Origin of the sequence: Streptomyces sp. NPDC000348, from assembly GCF_042898795.1 — a bacterium.
Lineage (GTDB): Bacteria > Actinomycetota > Actinomycetes > Streptomycetales > Streptomycetaceae > Streptomyces.
On sequence record NZ_JBIAZD010000007.1, the window covers coordinates 203326 to 219624 of the forward strand.

At 74.5% G+C, this 16299-nt stretch carries 13 protein-coding genes; 3 read left to right on the forward strand and 10 right to left on the reverse strand.

Features of this window, described 5'->3' with window-relative positions; translation table 11 throughout:
- Positions 1–63 precede the first annotated feature (63 nt).
- From ACFY3N_RS16490 to ACFY3N_RS16510, 5 genes are all read right to left on the reverse strand, one after another.
- Positions 64–777: an ATP-binding cassette domain-containing protein gene (locus ACFY3N_RS16490; RefSeq protein WP_390817371.1), complete on the reverse strand. Its 714-nt coding sequence runs from the start codon at positions 775–777 to the stop codon at positions 64–66.
- On the reverse strand, positions 774–1814 hold the full coding sequence (locus ACFY3N_RS16495) for an ABC transporter ATP-binding protein (RefSeq protein ID WP_390817372.1): 1041 nt from the start codon (positions 1812–1814) through the stop codon (positions 774–776). Before ACFY3N_RS16495 ends, ACFY3N_RS16490 begins: the two co-directional genes overlap by 4 nt.
- Complete coding sequence (locus tag ACFY3N_RS16500) at positions 1795–3609, reverse strand: ABC transporter permease subunit (protein ID WP_390817373.1); 1815 nt, start codon at positions 3607–3609, stop codon at positions 1795–1797. The genes ACFY3N_RS16495 and ACFY3N_RS16500 overlap by 20 nt, the downstream gene beginning before the upstream one ends.
- Entirely contained in the window at positions 3606–5102 is a 1497-nt protein-coding gene (locus ACFY3N_RS16505) for an ABC transporter substrate-binding protein (protein WP_390817374.1), read from the reverse strand. The genes ACFY3N_RS16500 and ACFY3N_RS16505 overlap by 4 nt, the downstream gene beginning before the upstream one ends.
- Before the next feature lie 181 nt (positions 5103–5283).
- Positions 5284–7773: a SpoIIE family protein phosphatase gene (locus tag ACFY3N_RS16510; protein WP_390817375.1), complete on the reverse strand. Its 2490-nt coding sequence runs from the start codon at positions 7771–7773 to the stop codon at positions 5284–5286.
- 648 nt (positions 7774–8421) lie between these two features.
- Between ACFY3N_RS16510 and ACFY3N_RS16515 the strand changes: the two genes are divergently transcribed.
- The gene (locus ACFY3N_RS16515) at positions 8422–9900 is read left to right on the forward strand and encodes a hypothetical protein (RefSeq protein WP_390817376.1); all 1479 of its coding nucleotides are present in this window, start codon (positions 8422–8424) and stop codon (positions 9898–9900) included.
- A gap of 191 nt (positions 9901–10091) precedes the next feature.
- Here the strand turns inward: ACFY3N_RS16515 and ACFY3N_RS16520 are convergent, their stop codons facing one another.
- The gene (locus ACFY3N_RS16520) at positions 10092–11141 is read right to left on the reverse strand and encodes a TerC family protein (protein ID WP_390817377.1); all 1050 of its coding nucleotides are present in this window, start codon (positions 11139–11141) and stop codon (positions 10092–10094) included.
- Between the two features lie 315 nt (positions 11142–11456).
- Here ACFY3N_RS16520 and ACFY3N_RS16525 point away from each other — a divergent pair, with 315 nt between their 5' ends.
- The gene (locus ACFY3N_RS16525; protein ID WP_390817378.1) at positions 11457–11795 is read left to right on the forward strand and encodes a helix-turn-helix transcriptional regulator; all 339 of its coding nucleotides are present in this window, start codon (positions 11457–11459) and stop codon (positions 11793–11795) included.
- Positions 11796–12018: 223 nt separating this feature from the next.
- On the opposite strand, the gene ACFY3N_RS16530 is transcribed toward ACFY3N_RS16525, so the two are convergent.
- Together ACFY3N_RS16530 and ACFY3N_RS16535 are read right to left on the reverse strand one after the other, a co-directional pair.
- Positions 12019–12582, reverse strand: coding sequence for a class F sortase (locus ACFY3N_RS16530; protein WP_390817379.1), 564 nt, complete (start codon positions 12580–12582; stop codon positions 12019–12021).
- A gap of 122 nt (positions 12583–12704) precedes the next feature.
- Positions 12705–13553, reverse strand: a complete 849-nt coding sequence (locus ACFY3N_RS16535) for a DUF4397 domain-containing protein (RefSeq protein WP_390817380.1) — start codon at positions 13551–13553, stop codon at positions 12705–12707.
- A gap of 500 nt (positions 13554–14053) precedes the next feature.
- Between ACFY3N_RS16535 and heR the strand changes: the two genes are divergently transcribed.
- Entirely contained in the window at positions 14054–14836 is a 783-nt protein-coding gene (gene heR, locus ACFY3N_RS16540; RefSeq protein WP_390817381.1) for a heliorhodopsin HeR, read from the forward strand.
- 211 nt (positions 14837–15047) lie between these two features.
- On the opposite strand, the gene ACFY3N_RS16545 is transcribed toward heR, so the two are convergent.
- Together ACFY3N_RS16545 and ACFY3N_RS16550 are read right to left on the reverse strand one after the other, a co-directional pair.
- Complete coding sequence (locus tag ACFY3N_RS16545; protein ID WP_390817382.1) at positions 15048–15494, reverse strand: universal stress protein; 447 nt, start codon at positions 15492–15494, stop codon at positions 15048–15050.
- 400 nt (positions 15495–15894) lie between these two features.
- A complete protein-coding gene (locus ACFY3N_RS16550) occupies positions 15895–16251 on the reverse strand; it encodes a hypothetical protein (RefSeq protein ID WP_390817383.1) in 357 nt (118 codons plus the stop codon).
- Positions 16252–16299 lie beyond the last annotated feature (48 nt).

Below are 16299 nucleotides of genomic sequence, written 5' to 3' on the forward strand. Positions count from 1 at the left end.
TCGGCCGGTCCGTGTCCCGGCGGCGCGGCCGGGGAGCGACGGCCCGGCAGGGGAGGCGGACGGCTACCCCCCTACGAGGCGGCCGTCGCGCATGTCGATCGTCCGGTCCGCGAAGTGGCGGACGACCGCCCGGTCGTGGCAGATGAACAGGTACGCGAGCCCCAGCTCCTCCTGGAGGCCGGCGAGCAGGTTGAGGACGCCGGCCCGGACGGACGGGTCGAGGGCGGAGACCGGCTCGTCGAGCACGAGGAGCCGGGGCCCGGACACCAGCGCCCGTGCGATCCCCGCGCGCTGGCACTGCCCGCCGGACAGCTCGTGCGGGAAGCGGTCGCCGTGGGCGGGGTCCAGGCCGACCCGCTCCAGGAGCCCGGCGACCCGGGCCGGGCCGTCCGCGTCCCAGCGGCCCTGGACGCGCAGGGGTTCCGCCACCGCGTCCCGGATGCGGTGGCGAGGGCTGAGCGAGCCGTACGGGTCCTGGAAGACCGGCTGCATCCGGGGGCGGAGCGGCCGCAGTTCGCCTTCGGTGAGCGCGGTCAGCTCCCGGCCCTCGAAGCGGACCTCGCCGGCGTCCGGACGGCGCAGCTGGAGCACGGCGGCGACCGTGGAGGACTTGCCGCAGCCCGACGGGCCGTTCAGGGCGAGGGTCTCGCCCGCCTCCAGGGTGAAGGAGACGTGGTCCACGGCGGTGACCGGGCCGTAGCGCACGACCAGGTCGCGGACGTCCAGCAGGGGGTCGTCCGCGGTGCGGCGCGGCGCGGGGATCACAGGGGTGCTCATACGGGCCGCTCCAGGAACAACTCGGTCGCCGGACGGGGCACGTCCTCCCAGCGGTGACAGGAGACCGCATGCCCGTCGCCGGCCGTCCGGGGCCGCGGCTCCTCGTGCCGGCAGCGGTCGTCGGCCAGCGGACAGCGGGGCGCGAAGGCGCAGCCGGGCGGGAGACGGTCGAAGGCGGGCGGGGCGCCGGGGATGGTGGGCAGGCGCCGGCGGCCGCTGCGCCCGCCGGGTCCGTCCGGCGGCAGCGACGCCAGCAGCCCCGCCGTGTACGGTGCCGCGGGCCGGTCCAGCACGCGTCGGGCCGGGCCCTGTTCGACCTGGCGTCCGGCGTACATCACGAGTACGCGGTCGGCGTGGTCGCGGACCGTCCCCAGGTCGTGCGTGACCAGGACGAGGGCGGCGCCCACCGCCTCGCGCTGCTCGCCGAGGACCCGCAGCACCTGCTCCCGGAGGTCCGGGTCCAGCGCGGTCGTCGGCTCGTCGGCGATCAGCAGGTCCGGCTCGTTGATCGTGGCCATGGCGATGACGGCGCGCTGGCGCATCCCGCCGGAGTACTCGTGCGGATATGCCCGCGCCCTGCGCGCGGCGTCCGCGATGCCCACCCGGTCGAGTGCGGCGACCGCCCGCGCGCGGGCCTCCGCACGCGAGACGCGTGCCACCGACCGTACGGCGGCGGCGAGTTGGTCGCCCACGGGGTGTACGGGGGAGAGCGCGGAGAGCGCGTCCTGCGGGACGAGGGCCGTACGGCGGCCGCGCAGGGCGGTGCGGACCGGGGCCGGGGCGCCCACGAGTTCGTCGTACGAGCCCGGTGCGCGGCGCAGCCGCACACTCCCCGTCACGCGGGCGCCCCCGGGGGCCGCGCCCAGCAGCGCGCGTGCCGTGAGGGATTTGCCCGCGCCGGACTCACCGACCACGGCGAGCACCTCCAGGGCCCGGACGTCGAAGGTCAGCCCGCTGACGACCGGGACCCCGTGCAGGGAGACGCCGAGGTCGCGCACCGAGAGAAGGGCACCGGTGTCAGGCGGCGTTGCCGTCAAGGGAGGCCTCCTTCCGGGAGGGACGGGAGGGTGAGCCGGGCCGTGCGGCGGCGCGGCCGGTCGCCGTGCGGCGGGTGCGCGGGACGGTGCGCCCCCGGGTGTACGCCGCGCCCGCCACGGCGAGGCCGGCCAGCAGTGCCAGAGCGACCGCCGGGGCGAGCGCCGCCCACGGGGCCCGCTCCACGTACGCGCGGGACTCCTCGAGGAGCAGGCCCCACTCGGGGGCGGGCGGCCGGGCGCCGAGCCCCAGGAAGCCCAGGGAGGCGAGGGCGAGGGCGATGCCGGGGAGGCGGAGGACCGCGTGCCGGGCGACGGGGCCGGACACCGAGGGCAGGACGTGGCGGGTCAGGATCCACCACGGGGTGGCGCCGATGGCGCGCTGGGCGGTCAGGAACGCCGACGCGCGCACCTCCTGCACCAGTGCCGCCGCGTGCGCGGACAACGGGGGCCAGGAGACCAGCGCGACCGCGAGGGCGGCGCCGCCCGTACCGGGGCCCACGGCCGCCGCGACCAGGATGCCGACGATCACCGGTGGCAGCGCGTTGGCGATGTCGGAGGCCCCGGCGGCCACCCGCGGCAGGAATCCGAGGGCCAGCGCGAGCAGCAGGCTCACGAGGCACACGGCGACGGCCGTCCCGACGGTCGTCGCCGCGCCGTGCCCGAGCCGGGCCAGCACGTCCCGGCCGAGCCCGTCGGTGCCGAGCGGATGCGTCCACGACGGGGGCAGCAGCCGGGCCGTCGTGTCCACGGTGTACGGATCGCGCAGCAGCCCCCAGCCGATGGCGGCCAGCAGGACGGCGCCCAGTGCCGCGGGGACCGCCGGGTGCGCCCGCACCGGGCGCGGTGCGGGCGGCGTCAGGCCCGCGTCGCGCAGCGCCGGGCCGAGCAGCCGGCGCCGTACGAGCGCGGCCGACGCGCCCGCGGCCAGTCCCAGCAGCAGCAGCGCGAGCACAGCGCCCTGGAGCAGCGGCAGGTCCTGGGACTTCGCCGCCCCGAGCGCCGTACGGCCGATGCCGGGCACCGCGAACACCGTCTCCACGGCGACCGCCCCGCCGGTCAGGCCGACGGCCACCATGCCGAACTGCGGGACCAGCGGCGGCAGGACGCGCCGCAGGGCGGCCGCGGCGACCCGCGCCCGGCTCACCCCGGCCTCCCGCCACAGCTCCACCCAGCGCTCCTCCAGCACGGTCGGCAGCGCGTCCGCGACCAGGCGGCCGAGGAGTCCGCCCGCCGGGACGCCCAGGGCGACGGCGGGCAGGACCATGTACTCCGGGCCCTGCCAGCCGGAGGTCGGCAGCACGCCGAGCCACACCCCGCACACCAGCAGCGCGACCGTGGCGAGCAGGAACTCGGGCACCGCGGCGAGCATGGCGCCGAACGCGCCCGCCGATCCCCGGCCGCGCACCAGGACCGGCGCGACCAGCGTGCAGGCGAGCAGTACCGCCACCGCGAGGGCGGCGGCCATGAGGCCCAGCGACACCTGGAGACCGGAGAGCACGGACGGCAGGACGTCGGTGCCCGAGACCCACGAAGTGCCGAGGTCGCCGCGGATTGGACCGGCGAGCCAGTCACCCAGCAGGGACAAGGGACCCGCGTCCAGGCCGAGGTCGCGACGTACCGCGTCCAGGGCCTCCCGGGTGGGCTCCTGCTCGGCCGACCGCGCCCGCAGCACGGTCAGCGCGGGGTCGCGGCCGGAGAGCCAGGGCAGCAGGCCGACGGCGGCCAGTACGGCGGTGAGGCAGACGAGGCGGGTCAGCAGGGCGGCACCGGCCCGCCCGCGCGTGCGGGACCTCACTTGACCCGGGTGTCGATGGTGACGAGCTCCCGCTCGCGCGGGTCGTGGGCCGCGCCCGTGACCCCGGCGGCGTCGCCCTGGATGACGCGCTCGTGCAGCATGGGCACCGCGGCGTCCGTGGCGAGCACGGCGGCCTCGGCCTCGACGACCGCCTTGCGCCGCGCGTCACCGGTCGGCGCCGAGGACGCCTTCCGAAGCGCCTTGTCGACCGCCGGGTCGGCCAGCTGGGAGATGTTGAAGGACCCCTCGGAGGCGAAGTCGCTGTAGAGGTACGCGGCCGGGTCGCCGGAGTCGAGGACGGTCGCCCGGGACAGGACGAACGCGTCGAACCGGCCGGCCAGCGCGTCGGACTCGATGTTCGCGTACTCGCGGATCTCCAGCTTCACCTCGAAGCCGGCCTCCTGCAGTTGCTGTTGCAGGGCGGCGGCGACCTCGGGGAGTTCGGCGCGGTCGGTGAACGTGCCGATGGTGACGGTCTTCCCGGCCGGGTCGCCGGCCTTCGCACGCCCGGCGACCGGCCCGCGCAGTCCGGCCGCCCACGGGAGCGCGGGGCCCAGCAGGCCCCCGGCCACGTCGGCGCGTCCCTCGTACACGCCGTCCACCAGGGACTTCGCGTCGATCGCCGCCCGTGCCGCCGCGCGCAGGGAGGCGTCCGCGAAGACGCCCTTCCCCGTGTTCAGGTACAGGGTGTTCGTGCGCGGCATGGGGACCTCGGTGATCAGGTCCTGGTCGAGCACCGCGGCCTGCGAGACGGGGACCGCCTCGACGATGTCGGCCTCGCCGCTGCGCAGGGCGGCGGCCCTGGCGGTGCCGTCGGGCACGAAGCGGACGTCGATGCCGGGGGCCTTGGCCTTGCCGCCCCAGTAGTCGTCGTAGCGGTCGAGGGTGGCCGAGGACGTGCCGTTCACCTCGGTCAGCTCGAAGGGGCCGGTGCCCGCGCCGACCGGGTTCACGGTCTTCCCCTTGTACGCCCTGGCCGCGAGGATCGCGAGCTGCGGAGAGCTGAGGCGCTGCGGGACGAGCGGGTCCTCCTCGGCGGTGGTGACGGTGACCTCGTCCCCGTCGGCCTTCACGGTCATGTCGACGCCGTCGAGGATGCGCGGCTTGGGGGACGCGGTGGCGGCGCGGGTGAGGGAGTCGACCACGGCCTCGGCGGTGAGATCGGTGCCGTCGTGGAAGGTGACACCGTCCCGGACGGTGAAGGTCCAATCGCGTCCGGACTGCTTCCACCCGGTGGCGAGGGCGGGCTCGGCGTCGCCGTCCGCGTCCAGCTTCACCAGGGTCTCGGCGGTCGACCAGCGGGACAGCTTGAAGGCGTCGTCGGAGAGCGGAGAGAGCCCTGAGCGCGGCGGCTGCATCATGGCGACGCGTATGCGGCGGCTCTCGCCCCCGGAGGAGCCGTCGGCGTCCGACGTCGCGGAGAAGCAGCCGGTCAGCAGGAAGGAAGCCGTGGTGGCCGCGGTGAGGGGGAGGAGACGGACGGGGAGGCGCACGGGGACACTCCGGGGTGGTGCACGGTCAAGATCGGATGTGCGATGACCGTAGCATGATGATAATCATTTCCATAAACCCGGATGTTTTCGGATCCGTGGGGCTCGTGACGTCATCACCGCAGGTGGGAGCTTGCGCGCAAGACCCCTCGGCGGTGGCCGGGACCCTGCCGGGGGCGCACGCTCACGCTGCCGTGCTCGGATACGGTCGTCCCAAGTCGGCGGCGGGAAGCGACTGTTCGGTCCAGATGAGTTTGCCGGCCGGGGTGAAACGGGTGCCCCAGCGGTGGGACAGGGCGGCGATCAGCTGGAGGCCGCGGCCGCCCTCGTCGGTCGGGCGGGCCCGGCGGATACGGGGTGAGGTGGCGCTGCCGTCGGAGACCTCGCAGATCAGAGTGGCGGTGGTGCGCAGCAGGCGCAGGCGCACCGGGCCGGCGGCGTGCCGGACGACATTGCCGACGAGTTCGCTGACCAGCAGCTCGGTGGTCGTCTCCAGCTCCTCCAGCCGCCAGGCGTCGAGTTCGCGCCGGACCAGCCGGCGCGCCAGACCGGCCGCCGTGGGGTCGTCCGGCAGCGGCCAGGAGGCGACCGAGCCGGCGTCCAGGCCGCGGGGCAGGGCGATCAGCAGGGCCGCGTCGTCAGGGGTCCGCCGCTCCGGCGGCAGCAGTGTCCCGGTGACCGTGTCGCACAGGCGCTGCAACTGCTCGGCGCCGGGCGGACCGTGCCGCGGCAGCGCGGCCGCCAGTGCGCCGGCCAGCCGGGCCATGCCGGTGTCGACGTCCTGGCCGGCCGACTCGACCAGACCGTCGGTGTAAAGGACCAGCAGGCTGCCGTCCGGCAGTTCGGTCTCGCTCAGCTCGTACGGGTAGGTGGCGGCGCCCAGCGGCGGGTCGGCCCGGACGTCGAGGAAGCGCACCGAGCCGTCCGGCGCCACCACGGCCGGCGGCGGATGGCCGGCCCGGGCCAGTGAGCAGACCCGGGTGGTGGCGTCGTAGACGGCGTACAGGCAGGTGGCGTAGAAGTCGTCGCCGAGGCCGCCGACGATGTCGTTGAGGCGGGTGAGCAGTTCGTCGGGCGGCATCTCCAGGTCGGTGAGGGTGTGCACCGCGGTCCGCAGCCGGCCCATGGTGGCGGCCTCGGTGAGTCCGTGGCCCATCACGTCGCCGATCACCAGCGCGATCCGTTCCGACGGCAGCGGGATGATGTCGTACCAGTCGCCGCCCACCTCCATGTCCCTGCCGGCCGGCAGGTACCGGACGGCGGCGGTGACGGTGGACAGGCCGGGCAGCTCCGACGGCAGCAGCGCCCGCTGCAGCGCCCGGCTGCGGTTCCGCTCGGCGTCGAACATCCGGCCCCGCCCGAGGGCCTGGGCGACCAGCCCGCTGACCGCGGTGAGCAGGGTGCGTTCCTCGCCGGAGAACCGGCGGGGCTCGGCGAAGGCGATGACGCAGCACCCCGTCTCCTGCCCCGACACGGCCACCGGCAGCAGCGCCCAGGCCCGGTGACCGGTGGCCGGCAGGCCGGCCAGCCAGGGGTAGTACGCGGCGAACTCGTCCGCCGACGACAGGAACCGCGGCCTGCGGCCGCGCAGCACCTCCGCGAGGGGGGAACCCGGGGGGACCCGCCCGGCCGGCATCCGCCCGGCCAGGTCCGGCGGGTAGCCGACGTTCCCGACCAGGCGCACCCGGCCGCCCGCCACGGTGTGCACGAACAGCCCGGCCGCACCGAACGGGGGCAGCACCCGGACCGCGACGGCGTCCACCACCTCGCGCAGGGTGGCGGCCTCGGCGAGAGCCCCGGTCAGCTCCCCCATCAGGGCGGCCCGCTCGGCCGCCGCCCGCTCGGCCGCCGCCCGCTCCCGCTCGCGCAGCCTCTTGTCGGTGATGTCGGTGAGGTAGACGGCCAGCGCTTCGGGCATCGGCACCAGCCGCAGGTGGAACCAGCGCCCGGTGCCCGGCCAGCCCAGGTCGAAGCCGGTCGGCGCGCCGGCGGCGACGGCCCTGCGGAAGTGGGTCCGCAGGGCCTGCCGTACCGGTTCCGGCAGGACGTCCCACAGCACCCGGCACAGTACCTGCCGGGACGAGCCCAGCAGCCGCTCCGCCTCGAGGTTGACGAAGACGATCCGCCAGTCGCGGTCCACGGCGAAGAACCCGTCGCTCATGTACCGCAGGCCACGGCCGACGGTGTCCCGGCCGATCCGGGAACGGGTGCTGTCCCACACGGTGCCGACCATGTACACCGGCTGACCGGCCTCGTCGAGCACCGTCCTGCCCCGGGCGTGCGCCCAGCCCACGGAGCCGTCCGGGCGGCGCAACCGGTACTCCACGCTGTGCACCTGTCCGGACCGGGCGGCCTTCTCGATCTCCGCCAGCACCCAGGGCAGGTCCTGCGGGTGGATCAGGGACCGCCAGGTCTCGAACCGCCCGTCGAAGCGGGCCCGCGACAGACCGAACACCCGCAGCGCCGCATCGTCGCAGAACAGACGGCCGTCGGGGATGTCCCACTCCCAGGAGCCGATCCGGATCTCGTCCCGCGCCCGCCGGAGCGCCGCACCGGTCCGGCCGCAGGCCAACGGCCTGCCGCCCACGGGGACGTCCGGTGCCTCGGGGGAGTCCAGGGCATGCGAGGAGTCCGGAACGCCGGGGCTCCGCCCCCTCGACTCGTCTGCACTCATGTGCTCACCAGCCGCCTGGTCGACCACGCGCGGGTACGCCGGGTCGGTCCGCGGTCCGCGTGGCCGGTCGTCCACGACGTTACGCTCCGTGTCCCGCGCCCCGATCGCAGTCTATCCGCCGCGCACCGCGGCGGCCTCCGGGCGGTTGGCGCTCAGGGGACTCGTTCCTCGGGCCGGCGTGCCGTTCGAACAGGGTCACGCGGTGGACGCCGAGTGCGAGAGGCACCCGCTGTCCGGCACCGTCCGAGAGGTGCGGGACGGTCACCGGAGAGGCCGGAGACCGGATGCCGGCGGCCGGGAAGAGGCCTGCGCGCAGGTGCGGCACGAGGTTCTCGAGGATCTCGCCCGGCCACGGGCTGCGGACAGCCGGCCGCCGCCTCCCACCGCGGGCTCCACGACCACCAGGGGTGCGGTCCCGGCCGCGGTCCTCCCCATGCGGCGATCGGCTCGAACGGCGGTGTGCCCCTTCCCTCCGCCGGCAACTCCGCCCAGGACAGCGCCGCCTCGTCGACGCCGTCGACGAGGCGGCTGCGGTGAGCGGAGCCGGAGTGATACGGCCCCTGCCGGACGCCCGGCCCCTCGAACCGGGGATGTCCATGGCAGACTCGGCGGTCGACTCGCCGAGCCGGACCAGAAGGGTCATGCACCGTGTCGGACACCGCACCGCCGCCGGTCCACCTCGACAAGGTGGTGGAGGGACTCGCGGAGAACCCCGCGCTGCCGCCCGACTTCGTCCGCCGTCTCTTCGCCCACCGCAGGGGCCGCGGCAACGTCGCAGGGCGCCCGGATCTGACCGACGGCATGATCGCCGAGATCGTCGCCCTGGACGAGCACTGGCTCACGCACGCGCTCGCGCTCAACCGCCGGCTGCCGGACGCCTTCCGGATGACGCTCGCCGGACACCCGGATCCGGCGATCCGCGCGGCCGTGGTGGTCGGCGCGGACGGCGGCGCACCGCGCGAGCTGTTCGAGCGGCTGCTCCGCGATGCCGACCCGAAGGTGCGCGAGTACCTGGCGCGGAACAAGCACGTGCCGGCGGACCTGCGCGCCCGGCTGGCCACCGACCCGGAACCCGGGGTCCGGGCGACGCTCGCCCAGTGGTGGACGCGGGCCCCCGAAGCGGTACGCCGACCGCTGCTGACCGACCCCGAGGACACGGTGCGCGCGGCGGCCTGCGCCACCTACTACCGGAACCTTCCCCACCCCGTCCCGCCCGCCGACCTGCTCCCGGCGCTGCTGGCCGACCCCGTCACGCGCGCCGGGGCGGTGCGCCACTGCACCCTCGGCACCGGCACGGCCCGCCGGCTGGCCGACGACCCGGACCAGACGGTGCGGGAGGAGCTCGCCGGGCACCCCGACCTCCCACCGCCGCTGCGTGACGTCCTCGCCGAGGATCCCTGCCCGCAGGTCGGGCTCCGTGTCTTCGCCCGCCGGGACACCCCCGAGCCGATCCGCGCCGCGATCCACGCACGGCTCCTGGCCGACGTGCCCCCGTGGGACCGGCTCACCGATCCGCAGGCCGACCTGGACGACGACGCGCTCGAGCACCGGATCATGAGCGAGATGGCGCGGTCGCAGCTGCGGACCCTGCGCCTGCCGTGGGTGACCGCCGACCCCCTGCCGCACGTGGACTCCCCCTACGCCTGCTTCCGCGCCTCGGCCGCGCGGTCCGACGACCTCCCCGCACCGGTCGTGGCCCGGCTGCTCGACGACGAGGACAGCGGCGTCCGTACGGCGATGGCGCTGCACGCCCGGGACCGGATCGACGCGGCCACCGCCGAACGCATCGACCGCACCCACCGCCCGGCGAAGAAGACCCGCTGGCGTCCGGCCGACGACCTCCCCCTCCCGGCGGACGTCCTCCGCCGCCTGGCCACCGACCCCGACCCCAGGATGCGACAACTGGCCCCGCGCGACCCCGACCTGCCGGCGGAACTCGTCCGCCGCCTGGCCGCCGATCCCGACCCCACGGTGCGCCAGGCGGTCGCGGCCCATCCCCGGCTCCCGGTCCGCGAGTTGACGCGTCTGCTGGCCGACCCGTCGGAACGGGTCGCGGCCGCCGCGGCCGCCCACCCCGGCCTGCCGCCCGGGCACATGCACCGGCTCCTCACCCTGGCCGGCCTCTGACCCCACGCATGCCGCGGACAACCGGCCGGAACTCCCGCCACCGGCAGCCCGGTCGGACCGCGGTCGGTCGACGTCCGCGGTCACGCTCTCCCGCGCGTCGTCCGATGGTCGGTGACCTCGAGTCCCGGAAGCCGCGGGGTGAACGGCGCGGGCGGACCGGCGGTGCGGGGAGCGGCCGGGGCTCGGGGTGATCATGACGAGGGTCCTTCCCCACGGTGCGAGGAGGCGGAGGAGGCGGCGCGGGAGCCGGTTCCGGGGCCGGGCTCGACGCCGTCCCGGCCGGCCGTGGTGCCGCCGCCGGTGCCGGTCTTCTGGTTCCGGGTGGCGAGGAGGGACCAGAGGATGGAGACGGTGATCGTCGCGGTGATGACGCCGAGGGTGAGGGGGATGGGCAGCTTGCCGACGGGGGTCTCGGACAGGATGAGCTTGACGCCGGCGAAGGCGAGCAGGACCGCGAGGCCGTAGTGGAGGTAGGCGAAGCGGCGCAGCAGTCCGGCCAGGCAGAAGTACAGGCTGCGCAGGCCGAGGACGGCGAAGGCGTTGGCGGTCCACACGATGAAGGTGTGGGTGGTGATGGCGAGGATCGCGGCGACGGAGTCGACGGCGAAGATCAGGTCGGTGGCCTCCACCGCGACCAGGGTCACGAACAGCAGTGTGGCCACCCGCCGGCCGTTGATCCTGGTGAAGAACCTGTCGCCGTGGAAGCGGGCGTCGGTGGGGACGATCCTTTGGACCAGGCGGACCACGGGGTTGCGGTCGGGGTGGACTTCCTCGTCCTTGGAGACGGCCATCCTGTAGCCGGTCCAGATCAGGAACGCGCCGAACAGGTAGGCGGTCCAGAAGAACAGTTGCAGCAGTTCGGCGCCGACGAAGATGAACGCCAGCCGGGCGGCGAGGGCGCCGAGGACGCCCCAGAAGAGGACCTTGTGCTGGTAGGCGTCGGGGACGGCGAAGAAGGAGAAGACCAGCGCGAAGACGAAGACGTTGTCGATGGACAGGGCTTTTTCGATCAAGTAGCCGGCGTAGTAGGTGGAGGAGGCCTCTCCGCCCTGCCAGACGAGCAGTACCAGGCCGAACGCGAGGCCGAAGGCGATCCAGACCCCGCTCCAGAGCGCGGCCTCCTTGAAGCCGATCACATGGCTGTCACGGTGGGCGATCAGGTCGACGGCGAGCATGACGGCGATCACGAGGGTGACCGCGGCCCACACCCACAGCGGAACGGTGAACGACAGATCATTCATGGCTGGGCGACTTCCTGGAAGAGGGCCGGAAGAGGCGGGAGGCGGGGCGGTCCCCGGGCCCCGGCGGGTTACGGAGGGAAGCCGGGCCCGGGCCGCCGACTCGGTTTCACATGGGTGCTCACCTCCTCGGCCGGGCTGTACGCGTCCCTCCCGGCCGGTGGTCACCACCGGCGGGAAATGGTGCCGCGCGGCGGGGATGTGTCCAGCGTCCCCGACCACCCGATGCCCGTCAAGAGTTACGCGAAAACTTTTTCGTCAATCTTCTTTCGTGAAACAGCCTTGGTCATACGAAGTCGGTTTCGTATGATGAGGACCATGAGTCAGTCTTCCGCCGCGCGCGGCGACCAGTGGACGTTCCTGACCAACCACGCCCGCGTCCTGATCACCCTCGCCCGCGATCCCGAGAGCCGCCTGCGGGACGTCGCCGACGCGATCGGCATCACCGAACGCGCCGTACAGCTCATCGTCGGCGATCTCGAAACCGCCGGGTACCTCACGCGCACCCGCGTTGGGCGCCGCAACCGCTACACCATCGATCCCACCGTCGCCCTGCGCCACCCCGCCGAGGCCGACCACCCCGTCGGCGACCTGCTCGCCACCTTCCTGCACCGCGAGGACGTCCCCGCCGACGACGCCGAGCACGCCGCCTCGTAACCACCCGCCCGTCGGCCGAAGCGTCAGGACGGTGCCCTGTGGGAGCGTCGCCCCTTCCCTGCCCCGCCACCGGGTCACCCCGGCGAACCGGTCCGCCAAGGCTTCGGCCGCGTGGAGGCGGGGGGCTCGTGGTGGGGCCCGGCGGCGATCCGGCTCGTGCGTCCATCGCCGGGGAGGGCGCCCGCCGTCGGGCGAGGTCGCCCTCGTCCGGCGTGAGGGAGCGCTACCGGCCGCGCTCCTGGGCGGGAACGGCGTACACCAGCAGGTTCCGCTGGTAGCCGCCGCGTTCGCGGTCGTACGGGGGCGCGCAGGTGACCAGGGTCAGGACCGGCCGTCCGTGGCGCCGGAACACCTCGCCGGGGAGCCTGTCCTTGTCGACCACCTCGCGGGCCGTCACCTCGTACCGGACGGGGGACGCGTCCTCGCGGGCGACGGTGACCTCGTCGCCCTTCCGGACCCCGTACAGCTTGGCGAAGGCGCCCAGGTCGCCGGTGCGGTCGTCCACATGGCCGATGAGGACGGCGGAGCCGGCAAAGGCGCCCGGCGCGGGACCGTAGCGGTACCAGCCGGCCTGCCCCGCGTCGTCGGGGATCTCCACCGTGCCGTCGTCCTCGACGCCGACGTCCTGGACCCGGGCGTCCAGGGAGACCCGCGGGACGTGCAGCGCCGTCGGCCCGGGTACGGGGCCGGACGCGTCCTCCTTGCCCGGTCCGCTGTCGTGGACCCCGGACGAGGGGACGGCCGCGGGCTCCTGGGCCCGCGGCCGGTCGCCGAAGTCCGACGGCACCGGGGCCCCGGTCGGCCACGGCGACCAGAGCAGCAGCGCCGCCAGGGAGGCGGCGACCGCGGCGGCCCCGACGGCCGCCGCGGAGGCCCTCCGTCCCCGGTGGAGGAGCGCACGCCCGTCCGTCAGCCGCTCCGGCTGTGCCGGCGCCGGGTGGCCAGCAGGCCGGCGACGGCGACGGCGCCCGCGGTGCCCCAGGCGAGCCAGCCGGTGGCGGCCCCGTTGCCGGCCGCCATCGCACCGCTTCCACCGGCGTTCACGCCGTTCGGCGCGGAGTCCATGCCGCTGATCGTCTGTGTCTTCAGCGCGAGGTTCTTGTCCGCGGCGCTGCCCCAGGCGTAGACGATGGTGCTGGTGCCCTCGGCGAGGTCGAGGTCGGCGGGGCCGATGGCCACGGTGTCGGTCCCGGCCAGGACGACATCGGCGCTCACCGTGCCGGCGGGCACCTCGAGCGACTTCTCGTTCGGGTTGGTCAGGCCCTCGATGACCGGGTCGCCGCCCGCGCGGACGTCCACGGCGGGTGCCGCGGCCACGTGGCGGACGGTCAGCCGGGACTGACCGGCCGGGATCTCGGAGGTGTCGTTGACGAACGCGGTGAGCGTGGGGTCGCCCTGCGCGTCGAGGTGGGCCGCGATCGTGGCGTTCGCCCCGGCCGGGACGTCGACGCTCTTCTGGATGGCGGGGTCGCCGTCGGGGCCCTCGCCGTCGGCGAAGACCTCGATGTCGTAGGTGCCCGGGGCCAGGGACTGCGGCTCGGTCACGGTGCCGGGCTTGAAGTCGGGGACCAGTTCGTTCCCGTTGGCGTACACGTCGACGGTGAGGCCCGGAACGCCGTGGAAGACGGACACCTCGGCGTCCTCCTGCGCCGTACCCTCCGCGGAGGCGGAGGCGGAGGCGGGAGCGGTCACGGCGAGGGACAGTACGCAGGCACCGGCGGTGGCGGTGGCGATCTTCCTGCTGAGCGGGTTCATCATCGGAACTCCCTTCGTGGGGGGAACCCCGGTCACATGGGGCCCGGCTTCCGGAGGAGCGGCTTCTCGGACGTACCACGCGACGAGTCCTCCGGCCGGACGCGCGACCGACCTCTCACCGGTCGCCCTCGTGCTGCCGGGGTGGGTGTCACGTGTGCTGTGGGTCGACGGCGGGTCGGCCGGGCGGTCCTTGAACGGGGGCGGGCACTTCGATCTCCGCCGCCGGGAGACGGTACAGGCGGTCTTCATGGAGCGGCCTGCTCCTCGTGACACCTGATCCAGTATGGGATGCCGAGTGGAGGTCCGCCACTTGTGCCCCGTGCGTCCCACCGGGAACGGCACGCCGGCCTGACCGGTTCCCGGACGGTCCGGGCCCGGCGGCGGCCTTTCCCGGGGCGCCACCCGGGGGACTTCCGGTGGGGCGGCGGCGTGACTGCCGTGACTCCCGCCCGGACCGGTACGACCATGCAGACGTACTGCGACGCCTGCCCCCGGGAGGAACCGTGAACAGAGAGGACGGCACACCGGTGGCCACCGGTGTCACCGCCGAACGCCTCGCCGGGCTCCGCTCGTGGAACCTGGGGCTCGCGCTGCTGCACCTGGTCCAGGCCGTGGCGATCGTCCTCCTCGCCGGAAGTTTCTCGATCACCGTCACCGCCTCCGTTCCCGAGGGGCCACCGGGAACGGAGGCGCCCGCTCCCGAAGCCCTGTTCGACGTGCCGATCGGCTGGGCCGTCGCCGTCTTCCTCGCCCTCGCGGCACTGGACCACCTGCTGACGGCGACGGTCTGCCGCGGTACCTACGAACGCGACCTGGGACGCGGCGTCAACCGTTTCCGGTGGCTGGAGTACGCGCTGAGCGCGACCCTGATGGTGCTCCTCATCGGCTTCTACGCAGGCATCACCGGCGTCAACGCCGTCCTCGCCGTCGCCGGCGCCAACATCGGGATGATCCTCTTCGGCTGGATCGAGGAGGTGATGAACCCGCCGGGGCGGGCGGCGACCACGATGCTCCCGTTCTGGTTCGGAACGCTGGTCGGCGTGACGCCGTGGTTCTCGATCGCGTACAACATCGCCGCCGCCGAGACCGTCCCCGGCTTCGTGTACGGGATCGTTCTCGTCCAGGCCGCCCTCTTCTTCAGTTTCGGTCTCAACCAGTGGCTCCAGTACCGCGGAGTCGGCCGGTGGTCCGACTACGCATACGGTGAGAAGGCCTACCTCGTTCTCAGCCTCGTGGCGAAGTCACTCCTGGCCTGGCAGATCTTCAGCGGCTCCCTGGCCGGCTGAAGCCCGTCCGGCCGAGCGCGGAGGGCTTGGACGGTGCGGCCGGCGCCTCGGGCCGAGCAGCGCGCCCGGCGGGGGGCCCGCCAGGACTTCGGCCTGGCGAAGACGCGCTCACCGGAAGCGCGCGAGCGGCCGTGGTCGCGGCCGGACCGCTGGTCCCGGCGCGAGACGCAGAGGCACCCGCCGGCGCCGGCCCCTCGCCCCGGTACCCCCGTCAGGCGGGAGGGCGGGGCGCGACCAGAGGCACCCACGGCACCGGAGCGGCCGCCTGGACGAGCGGGCCGCCGCGGATCGCGGCCGCGTTCATCACCGTGCACGCATCCAGCTCCGCAGGCCCGCTGCGCGAGACGACCAGCACCGAGCAGCCGTGGGCGGCAGCCACATCCAGCAGACCCTTCGCCGCCCCCAGCCGTCCCACGCGCCCGGCGGGACGGTGATAAACGGCCGGCCGGCAGGCGATGCCGGCGCGGGCCGACCGCGGCAGCGCCCGCCCCACCACGGCGCGGACCGCAGCACCGTCCGGGCGGGGCGGGACCGCCCGCGGCGGCAGCGGCGGCATCACCGCGATCAGGAGCAGCCCGCCACCCCGCGCGGCGGCAAGCCGGACCGCGGCATCGGCCACGGAGGCGTCGTCGAGGCGGTCGGCCAGCACCGCGGCCACCGGGAACCGGGAACGAAAGCGGGAGCGGCCGGGTGCGGCAGCAGCAGAGGATTCGGCGGGTGCGGCATGCGGGCGGAACGAGTTCATGACCGTCGCACCTTCCAAGGAGCGGGAGAAAGGGCACCTCCAGCGTCTCCTCCACTCAGAAAATACGTCAATACTTACGCGAATATTTTTTCGCGTACCCAGGGACGTGTATTCGGGGTCGCGCCTGACCGCACGGGCACACCCGGCGGTTCTCGCACACGGTCCTCACCGGCTACGCGCTTTGCTCGGCCCCGGGCCGAGAACTCGATGCCGCGCCGGCCGGGGAAGCCGCTGGGACCGAGTGCCTCGGACGGACGGTCCGCGTATGCGTGCGGGCGCCACGGGTGGCCGCCCGGGTTCGACGGCGACGGACTCAGGCCGATTCGACGACGACCACGCCGTACACGACGTACCCCACCGCGGTGAGGACGATCAGGCCCAGGCGCAGCAGTGACAGCAGCAGTCCGATCCGCCGCGCACCGTCCTCGCCGCCGCGCAGCACGAGGAAACCCGAGGCCAGGGAGCCGAGCAGGATCAACGCTCCGGTGAGGAAGCCGGCCGTCCACAGCGTCGTGGAGTCCTCGTGGTCCTCGGTGAAGGCGGGCATCAGCAGGCCGATGCCCGCCAGGACCACGGCGCTCACGCAGGTCAGGACGAAGTCGAGCGAGAGGGCCACCGTCCAGGAGACCGGCATGCGCCGCCCGGCCGGGGAAAGAGCGTGGTTTCGCACAGCAGTGTTCTCCGTACATCGATGGCGCCGGAGGGCGCGGGCGGCCGG

Coding starts and splice junctions, on each gene's coding strand:
- ACFY3N_RS16510 (WP_390817375.1), bottom strand. CDS start 7,773: ATGAGTGCAGACGAGTCGAGGGGGCGGAGCCCCGGCGTTCCGGACTCC.
- ACFY3N_RS16490 (WP_390817371.1), bottom strand. CDS start 777: ATGAGCACCCCTGTGATCCCCGCGCCGCGCCGCACCGCGGACGACCCC.
- ACFY3N_RS16520 (WP_390817377.1), bottom strand. CDS start 11,141: ATGAATGATCTGTCGTTCACCGTTCCGCTGTGGGTGTGGGCCGCGGTC.
- ACFY3N_RS16525 (WP_390817378.1), top strand. CDS start 11,457: ATGAGTCAGTCTTCCGCCGCGCGCGGCGACCAGTGGACGTTCCTGACC.
- ACFY3N_RS16535 (WP_390817380.1), bottom strand. CDS start 13,553: ATGATGAACCCGCTCAGCAGGAAGATCGCCACCGCCACCGCCGGTGCC.